This is a genomic window from Nocardia sp. NPDC006982, from assembly GCF_042869435.1.
Lineage (GTDB): Bacteria > Actinomycetota > Actinomycetes > Mycobacteriales > Mycobacteriaceae > Nocardia.
In genome coordinates, this window is sequence record NZ_JBIAFV010000005.1 from 253,854 (window position 1) to 272,053 (window position 18,200).

General features: G+C 64.1%; 21 protein-coding genes. 11 read left to right on the forward strand and 10 right to left on the reverse strand.

Annotated features, from left to right (window positions below):
- The first annotated feature begins 20 nt into the window (after positions 1–20).
- Genes ACFYOW_RS21845 through ACFYOW_RS21875 form a run of 7 tightly spaced genes read left to right on the forward strand, consistent with a single transcriptional unit; the run spans position 21 to position 6,416 of the window.
- The gene (locus ACFYOW_RS21845; protein WP_387290576.1) at positions 21–386 is read left to right on the forward strand and encodes a hypothetical protein; all 366 of its coding nucleotides are present in this window, start codon (positions 21–23) and stop codon (positions 384–386) included.
- On the forward strand, positions 383–1,276 hold the full coding sequence (locus ACFYOW_RS21850; RefSeq protein ID WP_387290578.1) for an alpha/beta fold hydrolase: 894 nt from the start codon (positions 383–385) through the stop codon (positions 1,274–1,276). Before ACFYOW_RS21845 ends, ACFYOW_RS21850 begins: the two co-directional genes overlap by 4 nt.
- Before the next feature lie 8 nt (positions 1,277–1,284).
- Positions 1,285–2,412 carry an ABC transporter ATP-binding protein gene (locus tag ACFYOW_RS21855; protein ID WP_387290580.1) on the forward strand — a complete coding sequence of 376 codons (1,128 nt, stop codon included), beginning with the start codon at positions 1,285–1,287 and terminating at the stop codon, positions 2,410–2,412.
- A 23-nt stretch (positions 2,413–2,435) separates the two neighbouring features.
- The gene (locus ACFYOW_RS21860) at positions 2,436–3,824 is read left to right on the forward strand and encodes an ABC transporter substrate-binding protein (protein WP_387290582.1); all 1,389 of its coding nucleotides are present in this window, start codon (positions 2,436–2,438) and stop codon (positions 3,822–3,824) included.
- Positions 3,821–4,672 (forward strand): metallophosphoesterase, encoded by an 852-nt coding sequence (locus ACFYOW_RS21865; RefSeq protein ID WP_387290584.1) that lies wholly within the window; start codon positions 3,821–3,823, stop codon positions 4,670–4,672. The genes ACFYOW_RS21860 and ACFYOW_RS21865 overlap by 4 nt, the downstream gene beginning before the upstream one ends.
- Complete coding sequence (locus ACFYOW_RS21870) at positions 4,673–5,614, forward strand: carbohydrate ABC transporter permease (RefSeq protein ID WP_387290586.1); 942 nt, start codon at positions 4,673–4,675, stop codon at positions 5,612–5,614.
- Positions 5,604–6,416 (forward strand): carbohydrate ABC transporter permease, encoded by an 813-nt coding sequence (locus ACFYOW_RS21875; RefSeq protein ID WP_387290588.1) that lies wholly within the window; start codon positions 5,604–5,606, stop codon positions 6,414–6,416. The genes ACFYOW_RS21870 and ACFYOW_RS21875 overlap by 11 nt, the downstream gene beginning before the upstream one ends.
- Before the next feature lie 79 nt (positions 6,417–6,495).
- Here ACFYOW_RS21875 and ACFYOW_RS21880 read toward each other — a convergent pair whose 3' ends face one another.
- The 6 genes from ACFYOW_RS21880 to ACFYOW_RS21905 form a co-directional block, all read right to left on the reverse strand.
- A complete protein-coding gene (locus ACFYOW_RS21880; protein WP_387290590.1) occupies positions 6,496–7,503 on the reverse strand; it encodes an alpha/beta hydrolase in 1,008 nt (335 codons plus the stop codon).
- A gap of 242 nt (positions 7,504–7,745) precedes the next feature.
- Entirely contained in the window at positions 7,746–7,898 is a 153-nt protein-coding gene (locus ACFYOW_RS21885) for a hypothetical protein (RefSeq protein ID WP_387290592.1), read from the reverse strand.
- Positions 7,899–8,501: 603 nt separating this feature from the next.
- Positions 8,502–8,981: a hypothetical protein gene (locus tag ACFYOW_RS21890; protein WP_387290594.1), complete on the reverse strand. Its 480-nt coding sequence runs from the start codon at positions 8,979–8,981 to the stop codon at positions 8,502–8,504.
- 145 nt (positions 8,982–9,126) lie between these two features.
- Positions 9,127–9,750, reverse strand: a complete 624-nt coding sequence (locus ACFYOW_RS21895) for an exonuclease domain-containing protein (protein ID WP_387290596.1) — start codon at positions 9,748–9,750, stop codon at positions 9,127–9,129.
- Positions 9,747–9,980: a hypothetical protein gene (locus tag ACFYOW_RS21900; protein ID WP_387290598.1), complete on the reverse strand. Its 234-nt coding sequence runs from the start codon at positions 9,978–9,980 to the stop codon at positions 9,747–9,749. Before ACFYOW_RS21900 ends, ACFYOW_RS21895 begins: the two co-directional genes overlap by 4 nt.
- Positions 9,961–10,911, reverse strand: coding sequence for a hypothetical protein (locus ACFYOW_RS21905; protein ID WP_387290600.1), 951 nt, complete (start codon positions 10,909–10,911; stop codon positions 9,961–9,963). The genes ACFYOW_RS21900 and ACFYOW_RS21905 overlap by 20 nt, the downstream gene beginning before the upstream one ends.
- A 152-nt stretch (positions 10,912–11,063) precedes the next feature.
- Here ACFYOW_RS21905 and ACFYOW_RS21910 point away from each other — a divergent pair, with 152 nt between their 5' ends.
- Positions 11,064–12,002, forward strand: coding sequence for a helix-turn-helix transcriptional regulator (locus ACFYOW_RS21910; RefSeq protein WP_387290602.1), 939 nt, complete (start codon positions 11,064–11,066; stop codon positions 12,000–12,002).
- A gap of 12 nt (positions 12,003–12,014) precedes the next feature.
- Positions 12,015–12,614, forward strand: coding sequence for a class IV adenylate cyclase (gene cyaB / locus ACFYOW_RS21915; protein ID WP_387290604.1), 600 nt, complete (start codon positions 12,015–12,017; stop codon positions 12,612–12,614).
- On the opposite strand, the gene ACFYOW_RS21920 is transcribed toward cyaB, so the two are convergent.
- Together ACFYOW_RS21920 and ACFYOW_RS21925 are read right to left on the reverse strand one after the other, a co-directional pair.
- Complete coding sequence (locus tag ACFYOW_RS21920) at positions 12,611–12,958, reverse strand: VOC family protein (RefSeq protein WP_387290606.1); 348 nt, start codon at positions 12,956–12,958, stop codon at positions 12,611–12,613. The genes cyaB and ACFYOW_RS21920 overlap by 4 nt on opposite strands.
- A gap of 115 nt (positions 12,959–13,073) precedes the next feature.
- A complete protein-coding gene (locus ACFYOW_RS21925; RefSeq protein WP_387290608.1) occupies positions 13,074–13,877 on the reverse strand; it encodes an SDR family NAD(P)-dependent oxidoreductase in 804 nt (267 codons plus the stop codon).
- A 423-nt stretch (positions 13,878–14,300) separates the two neighbouring features.
- Here ACFYOW_RS21925 and ACFYOW_RS21930 point away from each other — a divergent pair, with 423 nt between their 5' ends.
- Positions 14,301–15,752, forward strand: coding sequence for an amidase (locus ACFYOW_RS21930; protein WP_387290610.1), 1,452 nt, complete (start codon positions 14,301–14,303; stop codon positions 15,750–15,752).
- A 14-nt stretch (positions 15,753–15,766) separates the two neighbouring features.
- Positions 15,767–15,889, forward strand: a complete 123-nt coding sequence (locus ACFYOW_RS21935; protein ID WP_387290612.1) for a hypothetical protein — start codon at positions 15,767–15,769, stop codon at positions 15,887–15,889.
- 110 nt (positions 15,890–15,999) lie between these two features.
- Here ACFYOW_RS21935 and ACFYOW_RS21940 read toward each other — a convergent pair whose 3' ends face one another.
- On the reverse strand, positions 16,000–17,454 hold the full coding sequence (locus ACFYOW_RS21940) for an MFS transporter (RefSeq protein WP_387290614.1): 1,455 nt from the start codon (positions 17,452–17,454) through the stop codon (positions 16,000–16,002).
- Positions 17,444–18,139, reverse strand: a complete 696-nt coding sequence (locus tag ACFYOW_RS21945; protein WP_387290616.1) for an SGNH/GDSL hydrolase family protein — start codon at positions 18,137–18,139, stop codon at positions 17,444–17,446. Before ACFYOW_RS21945 ends, ACFYOW_RS21940 begins: the two co-directional genes overlap by 11 nt.
- Positions 18,140–18,200 lie beyond the last annotated feature (61 nt).

The following is an 18,200-nucleotide window of genomic DNA, read 5'->3' on the forward strand; positions in this document are numbered from 1 at the left end:
GCGCGCGGGGGGGGGGGGGTGTGTTTGGCGCGCCCGTTTGCGACCCCCCCCCACCCCCGCGGGCCCCGGCGGGCGGGGGGCGGGCGGCCCCCCGCGCACCGCCCGCCGCGGCCGCCTTCGTCGGTGCGGCCGCGACTCGCCTGGACACCGTCGAGCGACTGGTGCTGCGTGCGGGCACAGCGTCCTATCGCAAACCGGCGGTCGGGCGGATCCGCGCCATCGCCACCGTCGATCAGCGTGAACTCGCCGAGGTTCTGGCCGCCACCGCCTCGAACCGATTCGAATTGTCCGGCAAGGCAGTACTGCTCGACGACGCCGATGTGGTCGTCGCCAAATTCACCTTCGACTACGTCTGCGATATCGCGATCACGGAGGCGGACCAGTGACCAGCACGGCACCCCAGAAAGGTTCGGAATTCCAGGCCTTGGAGTCGACCACGGTCTCGACCACCGATGGCGTCGAGTTCACCGTCCGCTTCCTGCCCGCCAAGAAGGCCGATGCGCCGGTGGTGCTGATCCTGCCCGCCATGGCGATGAAGGCGAAGAACTATCTGGCCCTCGCCAAAGAACTGAACGCCCAGGGGCTTTCGGTCGCCACCTGCGACCTGCGCGCGCACGGTGAGGCCAAACCGGAATTCGGGCTGCACACCGATTTCGGCTACCGCGAGATGTTGGAAATCGACTTGCCCGCCGTGGTTTCCGCGGTGCGCACGCGCTTTCCGGAGGCACCGATCCACCTGTTCGGCCACAGTCTCGGCGGCCAGCTCGCGCTGCTGTTCGCAGCCGCCGAACCCGATCAGGTCGCCGGAGTGACCGTCATCGGGACCGGCACCGTTTTCTGGTGGGCATTCGGACCGCGCCGCTGGTACGAGGCGCTGAGCCAGATCCAGTGGATCGGCTTGGTATCGCGCTGGAAGGGGCACTGGCCCGGCGGCGTGCTGATCCCCGCACCGATGCCGGGCGGGGTGATGCGGGACTGGTCGATGCACTCGCTGACCAGCTATTACCGTCCGAAAGGCGCAGCGCGGCAATACAACACGCTGCTGCGCCGGATGACGTTGCCAGTGCTGGTCATCTCGCTGTCCGAGGATGTGCTCGGCCCGAAGTCCAATGTCGACTTCCTGGTCTCCCGGATGCCGAACGCCCGGGTCACCCAGTGGCATATCGATGAGAACGCGCCGGTCGACCACCGCGACCACTTCCAGTGGGTCAAGGACGCACCGGCAATCGCGGCCCGGGTGGCGACCTGGGTCGTCGCGGGCGAGCTGCCGGTCTAGGAGATCTGGTGGCACGACTGCGCATCGAGCAGGTATCCAAGCACTTCGGCACGACCTATGCGGTGCGGGAGGTGAGCCTGGATATCGCCGACGGTGAGTTCATGGTGTTGCTCGGACCGAGCGGCTGCGGCAAATCCACCCTGCTGCGGATGATCGCCGGACTGGAGGAGCCGACCGGTGGCCGAATCCTGTTGGACGACACCGATATCACCCATCGGGCGCCGCAGCAGCGGGACCTGGCCATGGTGTTCCAGAGTTACGCGCTGTATCCGCATCTGACGGTGGCGAAGAATATCGGCTTCCCATTGCGGGCGCGGCGGACTCCGCGCGCGAAAATCGCAGCCCGGGTCGCGGAGGTCGCGACAGCGCTCGGGTTGGACGAGTTGTTGCGACGCAAGCCTGCCGCCTTGTCCGGCGGGCAACGACAGCGAGTTGCCTTGGCCCGCGCCATGGTTCGAGATCCCGGTGCGTTCCTGATGGACGAACCGCTGTCCAACCTGGATGCGAAATTGCGCAGCGCCACTCGGGCCGAACTGATTTCGCTGCATCGCGGGTTGGGAGCGACGTTCCTCTACGTCACTCACGACCAGGTCGAGGCAATGACCATGGCGGACCGGATCGCACTGCTCAATGACGGTCAGGTGGAGCAGGTCGGCACCCCGACCGAACTCTACGACCGGCCCCGCTCGACCTTCGTCGCCGGATTCCTCGGCGCCCCACCGATGAATCTGTTCCCCGCGGCCGTGACCCAACGCGACGGCCGCCTGTTCCTGGTGGCCGATGGCATCGACACCGAATTAGCCATAACCGCAGCGGATTTCGATGCCGACATCGAGGTCATCGCCGGAATCCGCCCCGAACAACTGCGCATCGACTCGGCTGACCCCGCCATCCGCGGACACGTGACGATGGTCGAGAACCTGGGCAGTGAGGAACTGCTCCACTTCAGCACCGGCGAGCAGACACTGTGCGCTCGCGCACCGCGCCCGGCCGGCGTGCGCGCCGACGAACCGATCGGACTGCGCGTCGATCCCGCACACTTGCACCTGTTCCACCCCGAATCCGGACTGCGCCTGACTTGGCAAGAGCCGCAACAGGATTCGGTCACCGATGGCGCCGTAGTCGCCGTCGCCTGATTCGTAACAACCACCCTTCATCGATGAGGAGAACCACCGTGAAACGCACCGTGCCCGTACTGGGCCTGGTGTTCGCAACCACCGTCGCGCTCAGCGCCTGCGGCGGCCTCGGGAGCACCACCACCGACTCGAATGCCGACACCGCCCAGATCCCGGAACTGAAGCCGGATCAGCAGGTGTCCATCGTGTTCGAGTCCTACAACTACGGACTCGCCGGCGCGTGGACCGACACCTTCAACGCGCTGATCGCCGATTTCGGCAAGAAGTACCCGAATATCAAGGTGACCGCGCAGAAGCCGCAGGGCAACAGCCCGAACCCGGCCACCGACACCATCTCCAGCATTCAGAACCAGATGGTCGCGGGCACCCCGCCCGATGTCGCGCAGCTCGGCTTCAGCGATCTGGACTACACCATCCACCAGCTCGGCGCCAAGCCGCTGGACACACTGGTTTCCAAGCAGGAAGTGCAGCACAACTTCGACGGCGCCAAATACCCGTACGCCCCGAAGGCGCGCACGCTCGCGGATTGGGATGGCCACACCTACGGTGTTCCGTTCGTATTCTCCACGCCCGTCCTGTATTTCAACGCCTCGCTGTTCAACGAGGCCGGACTCGATCCGGCCAAACCACCGGCCACCTGGCAGCAGGTCTCGGATGCGGCCGCCGCGATCACCGGCAAGACCGGTAAGGGCGGTGTGTACATCGACTGCCTGACCAAGACCGCCAAGGACTGGTGCTTCCAGTCGATGGTGCGCTCCAACGGCGGCCGGGTCATCTCCGAGGACCGCAAGACGCTGTCGTTCGCGGATGCGCCCGCGGTCGAGGTCACCCAGATGAGCAAGCAGCTGGTCGACTCGGGCAGTATGCCGAAGTTCAACCAGAAGCAGGGTTATGAGGCGTTCGCCCGCGGTGAGGTCGGCATGATCCTGGAGACCAGTGCGATCCAGGGCACCTTCGTCACCGGCGCCAAGGACAAGTGGGATCTGCGCGCGGCACCCATGCCCAGCTTCGGCAGCAAGCCGACCGTGCCGACGAATTCCGGTGCGTCGCTGCACATTCTGTCCAATGACCCGGCCAAGCAGCGGGCGTCGTGGGAGCTCATCAAATTCCTCACCAGTGAGGAGGCGTACACGAAGATCTCGCAGGGCATCGGGTATCTGCCGCTGCGTACCGGTTTGATGGACGATCCGAACGGGCTCAAGACCTGGTCGGAGCAGAATCCCCTGCTGAAGCCGAATGTCGCGCAGCTGGCGAATATGGAGCCGTGGATCTCCATGCCGGGCACCAACTATCTGCAGGTCCGTGACGGCATGATGGATGCGGTCGAGTCGATCGTGTTCCAGGGCAAGGATCCCCAGCCCACCTTGGCCACCGCCCGGGATCAGGGCGCCAAACTCCTGCCCGCGTCATGAGCACGGTGACCGTCGTTCAGCTGACCGATACCCACATCCGGGCCACCGGGGAACGGGTACACGGCATGATCGACACCTACGCCAACCTCACCCACGCGCTGCAGCAGCTGCGGGCCTCGCAGCAGCGCATCGACGCGCTGGTGTTATCGGGGGATCTCACCGATAACGGGTCGCCGGAGGCATATCGGCGGCTGCGCGACGCGGTGGAGCCGGTAGCCGCCGAACTCGGCGCGCAGACGGTGTACACGATGGGCAATCACGACGAGCGCACGGCGTTCGGCACCGAGTTGCTCGGTCTGGCTGCGGTCGACCCGGACGCCACCCATGACCAGGTGTTCGACATCGCCGGACTCCGGATCATCGCGCTGGACAGCAGCACACCCCGCAGGCACGACGGGCGGCTCGAGCCCGAACAGCTGGACTGGCTGACCGATCAGCTGCGCGAACCCGCACCACACGGCACGCTGCTGGTGCTGCACCATCCGCCGATTCCGTCGCCGGTGGCCGCGACCGAATATCTGCGGCTCGAGCAGCCGGAGTTGCTCGAGGAGGTGCTTGTGGGATCGGATGTGCGACTGATCATCTGCGGGCACAACCACTTGACGGGCGCGGCCGCGCTCGGCGGCATTCCAGTGTGGATCGGGCCCGCGCTGGCATACCGAATCGATACGATCGCGCCGATCGGGCGGCACCGCGGCCTGACCGGATTCGGTTACAGCCGGATCGATCTGCTCGGTACCACATTGGTGGCCACCGCGATCGAGGCGACGCCCGCCGAAACCGTCTACGACCGGGCCGAATCGGATGTGCTCGAGCAATTGGCCGCACTGGCCGCCGAGGCCAGGTAGATGTTCGTAGTCGAAATACCCACTGCGGCATCAGATATCGTGCCGGTGCCGCAGACCCGCCGCCTCGCCCGGTTCCGCCGGGCGGGGCGGTTCGTGGTGCCCTACCTTTATCTCGCGCCCGCGCTGTTCCTGCTCGTCGTGTGGATCTATCGGCCGCTGGTGCAGGCGTTCGAGTTGTCGACGTACTCGTGGAATCTTTTGCCGACCTCGCCGATGAAGCCGGTCGGCACCGGCAATTACGAACGGCTGATGGAACTTCCGGCATTCTGGGATTCGGTCGGGCGAACGGGGGTGCTGATTCTGGGCATGCTTCCGTTCACCGTTGTGCTGCCGGTATTGATTGCCTTGGCCAGCAGGCGGGTGCAAGGCCGGGCCATCTATCACGCCTTCATATTCGTGCCGTTCCTGGTGGCTCCCGTTGCGGCAGCGGCGGTTTGGCGGTGGCTGTTGCATCCCGGCAGTGGCTTCGTCGACCAGCTGCTCGGCTCGAATCGCAACTGGGTGTACGACGCGGGTACCGCGCACGCCGTCATCATCGGGATCACCGGCTGGCAGCTGCTCGGTTTCGCGGTGCTGGTGGTGTGGGCCGGATTGGCCGGCATCAGTGGCGATTACGACGAGGCCGCGCAGGTGGACGGCGCGAGTCCAGGACAGATCCGGCGCTGGATCACCCTGCCGCTGCTGTCTCCCACGCTACTGTTCCTGGTGCTGACCACCGTGCTGCTCAGTCCAACACTGACCTTTCCGCTCATCGACTCGATGACACAGGGCGGCCCCGCACAGGCCACCACCAATATCTATTACCTGCTGTGGGACTACGCCTTCCACAGCTTCGATGCCGGACTCAGCGCGGCGGCCGGTGTGCTGCTGTTCGCCGGATTCGGTGTGATCGCCGGGATTCTGGTGTGGATCTCGGAAAGGGTTGCCTTCCATGATGATTGACCGTCCACGGACCGCGAGCAGCCATCTGCTGCTCGCGGTCACCGCCGTGGTGTGCATTTTCCCGATCTATTGGCTGTTCGCCACCTCGCTGCGGCGCCCCGAGGATGTCACCTCGCTCTCGCCGTTCCCTTGGCCGATCTCCTTCGCCAACTACACCGATGCCGCCGAAAAGGTCGATGTAGTCGGCTTGATCGGCAATACCTTCTTCGTGGCGGCACTATCCGCGGCCGGACAGCTGCTGGTGGCGCTGCTCGCCTCCTACGCGTTCGCGATGTACACCTTTCCGTTCCAGCGGATCCTGTACCTCGCGTTCGTCGGCACCTGGCTGGTTCCGTTCCAGGTGACGATGCTGCCGAACTACGTGCTGCTCACCCGGCTCGGACTGGTCAACTCCCTGATCGGTGTGGTCCTGCCGACCCTGTGCTCGGCACTCGCGGTATTGCTACTGCGTCAGCACATGGCCGGCTTTCCGAAGGAACTCGTCGCCGCCGCCAAAATCGACGGGCGCTCTTCCTGGTCCATCCTCTGGACCGTCGTCGTCCCCAACCTCCGCCCCGCCCTCGCCGCCCTGGCCATCCTGCTGTTCATCAACGCCTGGAACGAATACTTCTGGCCCGCAGTCGTTCTCCGCCAATCCAACAGCGTGCTCCAGCTGGGATTGCGCAGCTTCATGGGCACCGAAGGTGATCAATGGGGACCGATGATGGCGCTGGCCAGCCTCGCCTGCCTGCCGGTTCTGTTGATGTACCTGTTGTTGCAACGGCACATCGTGAACGCGTTCGTGCGGTCGGGGTTGAAGTAGGCCGACGAACTGGCCCGGTCCTGACCACTGATCGCCCACGCACCCGACACCGGCAACTGATTCACTCGCGACGTGGCGATCAGATGCCCAGGCCGGTTTTGAGGGTCGGCCAGGACTCCGGCAGCGCTTCCTTCCAATACGGCCATGCGTGGGTGCCGATCGCGTTCCAATCGACCTGCGGGTGCAGGCCGACCAGCTCCATCGCCGCCAGAATCGATACAGTGCAGTCATGAGCGCCCTGCTCTAGCGCGATCGCTTCGGTCAGGGTGGCCGGATACGAGAAGCTGGGGTCGAAGTTGAGGTCGTCGGGACCGGCTACGCCGGTACCGGTGTAGACGAAAACCGGCTTGCCGCGCAGCTGGTCCAGGTGCGCACTGGGATCGTGCGCCTTCCACTGCGGGTCATACGCGGGACCCCACATATTGTCCGGGTTTCCGCCGTCGGAGATAACCACTGGCCGCACTGACAATTGCCCGAGGTTACTGGAATACAGGCAGCCGCTGAAGGTGGCCAGTGCCCGGTACAGGGAAGGATTGCGAACGGTCAATGTCGCGGCGGCCTGAGCGCCCATCGATACACCGCCGATAGCGTTGACGCCGTTGCCCTTCAACAAGCCGTTCACCAACGGAGGCAGCTCGACAGTAAGGAAGGTTTCCCACTTGTTGTGCCCAAGTTTGGGGTCGTCCTTCTCCCAGTCGGTGTAGAAGCTGCCGGGTCCGCCGACCGGCATCACCACGTTGACGGGCTTGTCGGCGAAGAACTGCACAGCGCCGCCACGCTTGGACCATGTGCTCTCCCCCTCGGTGTCGGATGCACCGTTCCCGTCCAGCAGATACACGGTGGGACGGGACACCCCCTGATCGGCCGGCAGCAGCACATCGAGCTGGACGATCCGCTGCATTGCGGGGGACTGAACGTAGATCTCTTCCCGTTGCGCGGAGATTTGCGTGATGTGGTCAACGGTGGCTTGCGCGTTCGCGATCGATGGCGATGCACACAACGGCGTCACCACAGCCGCGAGCAGAGCAACGACATACACAACAAGTCGACTTCTGCGAACCGATTCGACAGCCGAAACAATATTCACGCCGGGCATCGTAGCGGTCGGCGTTGTCAGCCGGCTCAGTGAGAAAATGCCGGATTCATTTTGTTTCGACGTCATCGACTGAAAGCCGTTTGGCTCCTTTGCCACTTGGAACTTCGGCCGACCCGAGGCCGATGCGCACCGGTCGATCGGCGCCGGGGCACATTGGAGCCGACCAGGAAGCGGGCGTCAGCCGTCTGTGTGGCAGGGCGTCTGCAGGTGGACGGTGCAACCGGACCAACTGATCAGAGTGCGATGTTGACGTCAGCCAGGGACTCCAGCCTGTCCAGCACCTCACGTAAGGTCACCACCGTTGGGCCGTTCGGCGGCAGTGCATCCGACTCCTGTGCCGCCGGGAAGGGGATGCCCCTCGCGGCGGCGCGTTCACGTGGGGTCATCGACTGTGGAACTATCCGCCCTGCCAGGACGAGCGTGTGATGCGCTGCCGCTTTCCACACGCACCGACCGATCCGACATGCGCGGTGCTGTCGCATCGTCTCGTGCGCCAGTGCTACATCCGAGGATTCGCAGAGCGGCGTCGGAGTAACGAATATCTGCTGCGCGCTCATGCCACTGCCTCCGTCTCGGTCCGAGATGATTGCACCGCTCGCGCCCATGTTATTGGGGAGCACACGGTTTCGAAATCGAATTCATCGCACACCCGCGCCGGGCTGTTGTCGACTGTCGCTAGGTCGAAGACCACGACCACAGCCACTCCCAACCCCGAAGCGATGCCGAGCGCGTACCCGACCGGGTCTTCGGTATCGTGCGGCGGCCGGACGGTGTACACATACTGATAGCCCAGGTTGCTGGCGTGCCGCTGGGCCGCAGCCGCATGTCGAGGCGCTTCCATTCCCGATACATCATCGCGCACGAAGCCGACCGCCTTAGGCCGAGCACAATCGTTCTGCCGCGTATCTTTCTCTGCCACTCGCATTTTCGTCACCGTCGCGAACTTTCCGTCAAATTCGTCGTTTGGTTCTTGGGGAGACATCAACCGGTCAGGCAGTAGCGTCTACCTGGCCAGGTGTCATGCCATCGCCGAGGTGTTCGGCGACGAAATCGCAGGCAAGGGAAATTGCGGTGTCGTGGCCATTTGCGTCCAGGGGTAGCCACGGCAACGCCAGTTCGCGTAGCACCGCCTCGACGTGGCGATCTGCGAGCGTACGGAATTGTTGGTTGCTATCTCGCAATTTGTTGGTTCCCAACGGGATACGCGGGTCGAGTTCAGTGCGAAATATCAGGTTGTAGCGGCCGCTGTGAAAGCGGGCCAGCCACTCCAAGTAGGCCGCCCCGTCGGGATCACCCGTCTCACCCCGATACTCCAATGCGGCGCGGTAGTAACCAACAGCGTCAGGCACCGCACGATCGACCAGCACGACGTCGGCGTGGAGCCAGGCTTCGAGTTCGGTGCTGATTCCGCGCGTGATGATCCATAGCGTGGACACCCATGTGTGGTTCCACAGGATCGGCAGGCCCATCCGTTGTGCCTGTTCGCCGAGGTCGCCACGGTCGCGACCGCGATGCCGGTTCTGCGTAGTTCATGAGCCAGACGTGCAAGGAAAGTGCTCTTGCCGGTCGAATGGGTGCCGACGACCGCGATCGTGATCGGCTGCTCGATAGCGCTCACCACAGACCTCCTTCAGGTTCGGGGGCTGTTCGGAATTCGGACAGGCCGGCCGCCTCGATCACGCCAGGCCATTCCAGACCGCCGTCGCTGATCAGTGCGCTCAGCAGTTGCCAGGTCGCCCAGGTGTCGTATCCGGCACGATGGTGGCCCTGTCCGGCTACGGCGGTGGTATCCAATTGTCCGCGCTCGATGAGTTTGTCCAGCGCGTACGAGTCCAGCCCTCGCCAGACCGACTTCGCCAGCCGCAAGGTGTCCAGGATCAGCGGAGGATTCCAGTCCGGAAGGTGCGCAGCAAGTACTCGTCGTTCAACAGTGGCGTTGTGGGCCACCAGTACACGCCCGAACAACGCCGATTCGATCTCGTCGACGACCTCGTTCCATTGCGGGCAGTCGGCAAGGTCGGCGTTGGTGATTCCGTGTACCTTGCGCGTCACGATCGGTGTCACCGGCTGCTGCGGCCGAATCAGCCACGACCGCAACGCCTCCACCGCGATCGGACCATCGACCGGCAGTACGGCGATCTCGATGATCTCCGGTGGGTTCTGTCCGTTGCCCTCCACATCGACGACTACGATCTGTCGATCACGCAGGGCGTTCGGGAATGGCGATGGAATCGTCATTGTGCCTCTTCCGTAGTTGTCGGCCAGCCGAGGTCGGCGCGGCCGTGGCGCTGAAAGTGGTGTGGTTTGCCGATGTCGTGGACCTGGTAGCCGTGGCCGTGCTGGAGGTAGTACCGGCGTTGCTCGTCAAGACCGGCAACGACGACGGCCCGGTCATTGATAGCTACGAGCGTGCCGCCCAATTCTGCGGCCATCTCGGCGACATGCCGTTCATCCGGACGCTCCCACATCTGCGCACACCGTCGCAGCTGTGCCGACGGGCAGATGTCGCATAGTTCCCGGATGCCGTAGTGGCCGTTGTAGTCCGCGACCCCCATGGGCGTAAGCAACCGCACAGCTGGTTTTGCGGAACAACGGCGAACCCGACTGACCGACCGTGGCGGCGTTGAGTATTCGCCGTTCCAGCGCCTCGGGAAACACCTTGCGCCGGTTACCATCTCGATAAGGTTCCGGCAGACCGTGGGCGCGGTAATATTCGCGGATCTGGTCCTTGAAGAACAAGCCGGTGAACACCGTTGCGTGGGCGTGGTGGCTCAGCTCGAGACTCCACCGCAGGTGGGGTTCTGAGTCGTTGAGGCCCGGCACAATAGGCCGCCAGTACAACACCACCCGATACTTGCGCGAGTGCTTGAATGCCGTCTCCAGCGAACGGGCCGCGATAGCGGAGTCGACGGGCTCGATGCGAGGGTCATCGATGCCCGAATGCGTCACCAACACAGTAACTTTCAGATTTGTGATCGAGTTCAGGACCGCACAGTCCTCGGGTTCGATCCGCCACCGGGTGATAACCAGGACATGGTTCGTCAGCCCCCGCCCATCCAGTAGTTTCAGCATCGCGAAGGTGTGCGGTTTGACCTTCGGCAGCATCGGGTCGGTAGCTCGGTTGAGCAGTTGAACCGGTGTGACGTGCGGCCGGAAGAAGCGGTGTCCGGTCAGCAGATCAGCTGCCTCCCCGTCGCTCATCAGTGCTCGCGGCACCTTCATCTCGAAGTTGTCGAATAAGTGCCGCACGCAGTACCCACAGTCGAGAGGGCAGCCCACGATCCAGTTCAGGCTCAGCCCGGACTTGCGGTACTCGACCACCTCCAGTAGTTCCCGCCGAATTGTGGCTCGTTGCGCTGCGTCCAACAGCGGAATGCCTTGTCGAGTAGTCGTTGTCATAGTCCGTCTCCCCTCGGTTCGGGGCAGGTCTCGCGTTGCCCACTTCGAGAAAACCGCGACGTCCGTGCGGCTAGAAAGGTGGCAAGTCATGGAAAGACGACTTGCCACACCTATGCGCTGGGCAAGAATGAACACATGCGCAGGGGGTACCGATGAACGACCAGATCGCCGAACCCGATCGGCAACCGGCAACCGTTGCCGACCGGTTGGCGCGCGAAATCAAGCGACTCAGGCTCGACGCGGCCCTGACCCAACGCGAACTAGCCGCCAAGATCGGCTACTCACGTCAGTACGTCTCGATGACCGAATGGGAGGACGCCAATCTCCCGTCGCTGGAGCTGGTTTCCGCCATCGACACTGCACTTGGTGCGCACGGCGCATTGATCACCCTCCGCGCCCAAGCCAAGACCGATCAGCAGGCCATCCGCAGACAAACCGGTTTCGCTGCACCGGATTCGAACTCAATGGGCGACAGTCATGCCGTGTCGCCGAGTGTCGTCGACGAGTGCATACCGCCGGTGTCGCTGGACCCGCGTACCGCCGACGCGGCGACCATGGGACCCGCCGGGCATCCCCATGACCTGACCGAAGTCAACGCGATCTATCCATGCCAAGCTAAAGCAGCGGGCGAAATCCGCATACTGGCGAAAGAGGCTGCGGCCATTGACATCATGGCTGTTCGAGGACTAGGAATTCTCGGCCTCAACGACTCGCTGCTGCGCAAAGCAATCCCAGTTGGGGCGCGGTTGCGTGTACTACTACTCAGCCCCGACTCGGCGGCGGTCGCTCGCCGCGCCGACGAAATCGGAGAATCAGCCGAATCATTCGCGGCGGGAATCCGGCTCGCAACCACGCGTATCAAGGAACTTACTGCTCAGGGCATATCAATAGAGGTCTACACCTACGATCAGATCCCTGTGTGGCGGATCATCAGGATTGACGAAGTCTTATTCGTGTCGGCCTTCACCATCCAGCACGAAGGACATGCTTCCCCGATACACAGGATCGAGCCGAGCCCCCGAGGTGTTTTGCATAAAGCGTTCGTCCGAACGCTGGAGCAGGCCTTCTCTCATGCGGATCAGATTGTCTGAAATGGAGCGAGTGTGATCGAAGCCGAATACAAAGCTCGACTTACGGACGCTGACGCTGTTCGCGAGAAGTTGGTGGCGCGCGCGGACGTCGATGTGGTCTCTTACCACGACATCTACTTCGATGACGCCGACAAGTCTTTGACCGCGACCGGTCGTGAATTCCGCTTGCGGACAGTTCGTTCTGGCGACGGCTCCGCTCGCCACTTCCTCACGTTCAAAGATGCGGCAGTCGAACAGGAAAGCGGGTCGAAGCCTGAATACGAGACGGACGTGAGTCGACGGGATGTGATGGAGCAGATCATCGCGCGGCTGGGTTACCGGCCGCAGATCTCCTTCACTAAGCAGTGCGAGAACCACCGGTTCACCGCTGCTGGCCGCGAAATGCTCGCGACAGTCGTCACGGTCCCGGAGATCGACGGCACGTTCCTGGAACTGGAAACTCAGGTCGACACCGAGGACGACCTCGCCAGCGCACTCGCCGATCTCCGTACAGTCCTCGCCGCGCTCGGCGTCTCGCCTGATCAGCTCACTACCGAGCTGTACACCGAAGCTGTGGCCGCAAGCCGCGACATTCGGAAAGGCTGTTGGCGGCCCTGCGCGACAACCGGTTAGTGCGGCGGCTGCGCAAACTGAATGATCTGCAGGTAGTTGCCGTCCGGGTCTTTGAATGTGGCGAACCTTCCGGCCGGGCGGTCGGTGGCGCGCGCGACCCATTCCACGCCCGCAGCGTCCAGTTGTGTTTCGAACGCGGCGAAGTCGTCGACGTGGAAGTTGAGGATCGATCGGCCTGGTTCGGGGTTGACGTCGCCGATATCGTCACGCTGATCGATGACGAGCATGAACTGTCCGAGAACGATCGGGCCATCTCCGGTGTGGTCGGGTGCGAGCACCTCGAGGTACCACTCACGCAACTCCGTCGCTCGTGTGCTCCCGAGCAGGATGCTTCCAGCGGGCATCGTGGGCATTCCGATCAGCTCCGATTCATATAGTGCGACGTCGACAGGGTGCCGACATCGGTCGAGGAGGTCACCAAAGATTTCTCTGGCAACCTGTCGGTCAGTCGTGCAAACCTCAGTCGACTAGTGCGCCGCCGGACAGATTGGCGATTGCTCCCGTCATGGCTCCAGCTCGATCAGAAGCCAAAAATGCGGCCGTCTCTGCTATTTCGGACAGCGTAGGAAGCCTTTTCAGCAGCGTCCCCTGCGCCATTGCCCCGCCTTTGAGCAATTCCTGGACCGACTGCCCGGCCGCTGCCGCGATTTGCCCGAAGAGGTCCTTGGTGTAGGAACCCGCGGCCGGCGCATCGACGACAGCGTGTGGACGGATGCCGATGACCCGGATGTTGCTGGGCGCCAGCTCCGCGGCCAGGTTCCGGGTGAAGGCCTCCTTGCCTGCCGCGCTCACGCTGTGCCCCAAGATGCCGCCCGCAGCCAGTTTGGAACCCGGCTCGGACAAGGTCAGGATCACGCCAGGACGCTCGCGACCCATGTGCCGCGCCACAGCCTTGCTCGTGATGAACAGCGTCCGCAGAAAGCCGTCGATCGGCCGCATGAACTCCTCCAGCGAGAGGTCCGCCAGCAAAGTCCCCTGGTCGTGCATGACACTCACGGCGTTGAGGGCGATGTCGATATTGCCTGCCGTCGCCGCGACCGCATCGGCGTGCTTTTCGACCGCCTGTTGATCGAAAACGTCGACTTGTGCGGTCTCGACTGTTCCGCCCGCGGCGGCGATATCACGCGCCACGGCGTCGAGCTTCGCCTGCGTCCGCCCGGCGATGAAGACCCGCGCGCCTTCCCTGGCGAATACCCGTGCGATAGCGCCGCCGATAGCGCCCCCGCCGCCATAGATCACAGCGCTCTTACCTTCGAGCAGCAATCCACTCATATCCGATCAGACTCCGTTTCATCTCGTGCGACGCCGACATCGGTCGAGGAGGCCGCTGGACGAACTCCGCTCCAGACCTCCAATAAGCAACCATCGGTTGCGCATTACTCTGCCATGAGCATCGAGAACATGCAACCTTTTGTTGCACAACGTGGCGAGGCGCATTGCGCGTGCTGCGATGTTCGACTGGAGGCGGCGGCTAGGCGCTCGGTGACATCCATCCCGTTGCGCGAAGCGGCATTTCATGGCCTGTGCTAGTGGAGTTGGCCCACTGCCGGCACTGTGACCTGGGGTGGGCCATCTTCGATGGCAGAACGAGTGCGTGACTTTGCCGGTGCAGGTGGCCCATTCGGCTTTCCCGTTGTGCGAAGCGGTTTTTTATGTCCTCTACGGCAGGCCGATAGCGTCGGATTCATGGAGTGGAATTTTCGGTCGGCCGAAGAGCTCGCAGCTGTGTTGCGTGCCGGTGAGGTGACTTCGGTGGAACTGACCGACGAGGCGATCGCCCGTATCGAGCGCGACGACAAGGCGATCAACGCGATCTGTGTGCCGGACTTCGACCGTGCGCGGGCCGCCGCGCGCAGTGCCGACCAGGCGCGCGCCCGCGGCGAGGATCGGCCGTTACTCGGTATTCCGGTGACGGTCAAAGAGTCCTACAACATGGCCGGGCTGCCCACGACCTGGGGCATACCGCAGCAGCGGAACTATGTGCCTGCCGAGGACGCGGTAGCGGTGGCGCGACTGAAGGCCGCCGGCGCGGTGGTGCTCGGTAAGACCAATGTGCCGTTGATGCTGCGAGATATCCAGAGCTTCAACGAGATCTACGGCACCACCAACAATCCGTGGGATCACGACCGCACGTCGGGTGGGTCGTCCGGCGGTTCGGCGGCGGCCCTCGCGGCCGGGTTCGGCGCGCTGTCCCTCGGTTCCGACCTCGCCGGTTCGCTGCGCACCCCCGCGCATTTCTGCGGTGTCTACGCGCACAAACCGACACTCGGTCTGGTGCCGACCCGCGGCATGGTCGCGCCGCCCGCGCCGGCCTTGCCGATCGACCTCGACCTCGCCGTCGTCGGCCCGATGGCGCGCACCGCCCGCGACCTCACGCTGCTGCTCGACGTGATGGCCGGACCGGACCCGCTGACCCACGGCGTCGCCTACGACGTCGCACTGCCGCCCGCGCGCAACGAGCGGCTGTCGGACTTCCGCGTCCTGATCATCGAGGACCATCCGCTCATTGCGACCGGATCGGCGGTGCGGGCGGGCGTGAACCGCGTCGCCGAGGCGCTCGTCGACGAGGGCGCCCGCGTCGAACGGCGCAGTCCGCTGCTACCCGATCCGACCGAAGCGGCGACGCTCTACATGCTGCTGATGCTGTCGAACGCCGCCACGAGCCTTTCCGTCGACGTGTACGAACAGCTGCGGACCCACGCCGCCGCCCTGAGCGCGAACGACCGGAGTCTCGATGCGGCGCGGCTGCGCGGCATGGTGCTCAGCCACCGCGACTGGGTCGAGGCGAACAACCGTCGCGAACTCCACCGCCACGGCTGGCGGCAGCTCTTCGCCGAGTTCGATGCCGTGGTGTGCCCCATCACGCCCACTCCCGCCTTCCCACACGACCACAACGGAGGTCTGGAGAACCGGCACATCGACATCGACGGCGTCGAGTACCCGTACTTCGACCAGCTCGTCTGGGCCGGTGTGGCCACCATGCCCGGACTGCCCGCCACCGCCATACCCGCGGGCCGGTCCCCCGAGGGCCTGCCGGTGGGAGTGCAGCTCATCGGTCCGATGTTCGAGGACCGCACCCCGCTGCGGCTGGCCGAACTGCTCGAGCAGAAGATCGGCGGCTTCCATGCCCCGGAATAGGGGCGCACTACCGGGTGTCCGTCGAGGACGAGGTGCGGATGACGGTCGCACAGAGCGCGGTCGATGACGTGGACCGTTGGACCAGCACGACCGACGGCTTCCCGGTGCATGCTCTTCTGCCGAGAAGCGGCATCTGAGTCGACACCCGCTCTGGCGAGTTCCGCCGTCGGTGCGAGCCCTAGGACGTCGGTTCGGGCTCGCCGACGGACCAGGTCCGGCCCCAGTCCATGACTGGTGATCCTCGCACTCAGGCCTGGGTCGCCGGCCGCTTCGGTAGCAGGAAGACGATAATGCCTGCTACCACAGCGATTACGAACGTGCCGAAGGACGCGACGGCAAAGGCGTGGCCGGCGGCGGCGACCCTGCCGACTTCCGCAGGATGGAACGAGCTGAAGTAGACGGCTCCGATAACGGCAACGCCTAGTGCTCCGCCACATTGCTGGGCGGTGGAGAGCGCCCCTGACGCGACGCCGACCGACTCCGGCTCGACGCGGCTCAGCACGGTGTTGAGCGCCGGGGTTATAACCAGTCCGCCACCGACGCTTTGCAGAATGAGGGTGGGGATCACGAGCAGCGGGGTGATTCGCGGGCCGGACACCAGCAACAAGCCGGTCGCCAGGTAACCGACCGCCAGGATGATCGCCCCGACTTCGAGGACACGTCGTCCATATTTCGGGATGATCCGGCTCGCTACCATGCTGAACACGAAGAAAGCGGTGGCAGCCGGTGTGTAGACCAAACCCGCGCCGAGCGCCGACATATCGAGGCCTTGCTGCAGCGTTACCGACAAGGCCAGGTAATACGAGTAGATCAGCGCGTACAGGGCGATGACGAGAATGATCCCGAGCGAGAACGAGCGCTGGCTGAACAGCGTCAGCGGTACCAGCGGATCCTCGCCCCGCCGTTCCAGGCCCCGTTCGATCGCGACGAACAAACCGAACGCGACCGCGCTGCCTGCGAAGCAAGCCCAGACCCACCATGGCCAGCCTGCCTGCTGCCCCTGGATCAGCGGAAGCACCAGGAAGAACAGTGCCGCGCTGAGCGCCAGAACGCCGGGCATATCCAGCTTGCGGGTGGCGGGCGAGCTTGTCTGCGGCACGTATCGAACGGCGAGCAGGAACATGACAATTCCGATCGGCACGTTCACCCAGAACACCAGGCGCCAGCCGGAGTCGAACAGATTGGCGCCGATCAGCAGTCCGCCGATGACCTGTCCGCCGATGGTGGCCATACCTATGACGATGCCGACAACGCCGTATACGCTGTGCCGCTTCGCCTCCGGCACCAGCGCCGTGACGTACGCGAACACCTGGGGAACCATCAGGGCGGCTCCGAGGCCCTGGATGACACGCGCGGCGATAAGGCTGTCCGCGTTCGGTGATAGCGCGCAAGCGACTGACGACAGCGTGAACAGGGCCACCCCGAGCAGGAAAATCCGCTTGCGGCCGTACATATCGGCCAGCCGAGTAGCGGTAATGATGAAGACCGCGTAACTCAGCTGATAACCCGCCAGAACCCACTGGACATCGCCGGCGGAGGCACGCAGGTCCGCCACGATCGAGGGGTCGGCAACCACGACGATGAACGAGTCGAGGACCGCCATGAACATGGCGGACAAGACAATCGACATCGTCATCCACGGAATGCCGTCGGCCTCCGCGGCCACTACCGGCTGGCCAACTGCTTGCTGCCTACTTGCCACGGTAAGAGACCTCTTCATTCGTGCGTCCCAGGGAATTGGCCAGCTTCTTGACCACCTCGGTCGCCATGACAGCCTGACCCGAGGTCGAGAAGTGGATACGATCCGCACTGAGCAGGTTGTCGCGGTCGTTGACCGGGTGATCCCACATGTCCACGACGATGGCGTCGTATTCGCAAGCCAGCCCGCGCACGATCTCGTTGACCGCGGCAATCCGCTCCGGCCAGTCAGGGAAGACCGGGACGACGTACGCCCGGCCGAGCGTGAAAGTGGTCAGTAGGGCGCCGGTCCCCTTCGCCAGGTCGTACATCTGCCGAAGCGTTCGCTCTATCGCACCGAAGTCCGGTTTCCGCCGCACGATGTCGTTGGCCCCGCACGGCACGTGCAGCAGGTCCGGGGAGAACTCGAGCATGCGGGCCGCCTGGTTCTCCAGCGTCTGGTCGGTTGTCGCCCCGATCTCGGAGACGTTGAGGTAGTCCAGCTCCGGCCGGACCGACCGCAAGACACCCGCAACCCGGTCTGACCAACCTTGATCCTTGTAGCCCGGGGTGGGATCGCCGGTTCCCGCCGAAAGGCTGTCTCCCACAACGGCATACCTGCCCCACGGGGCCCCTGTCAGCAATGCCGCGGCATCCGCCTGGTCCAGGCAGAACGGATCGGCCGCCTCAGTGAAGGTTTGTTGCTCCATGAAGGAGAGCATACGGTCGGTCGTATGTTTTTCTCAAGCCTGCACCGTCTACCGGCCGACT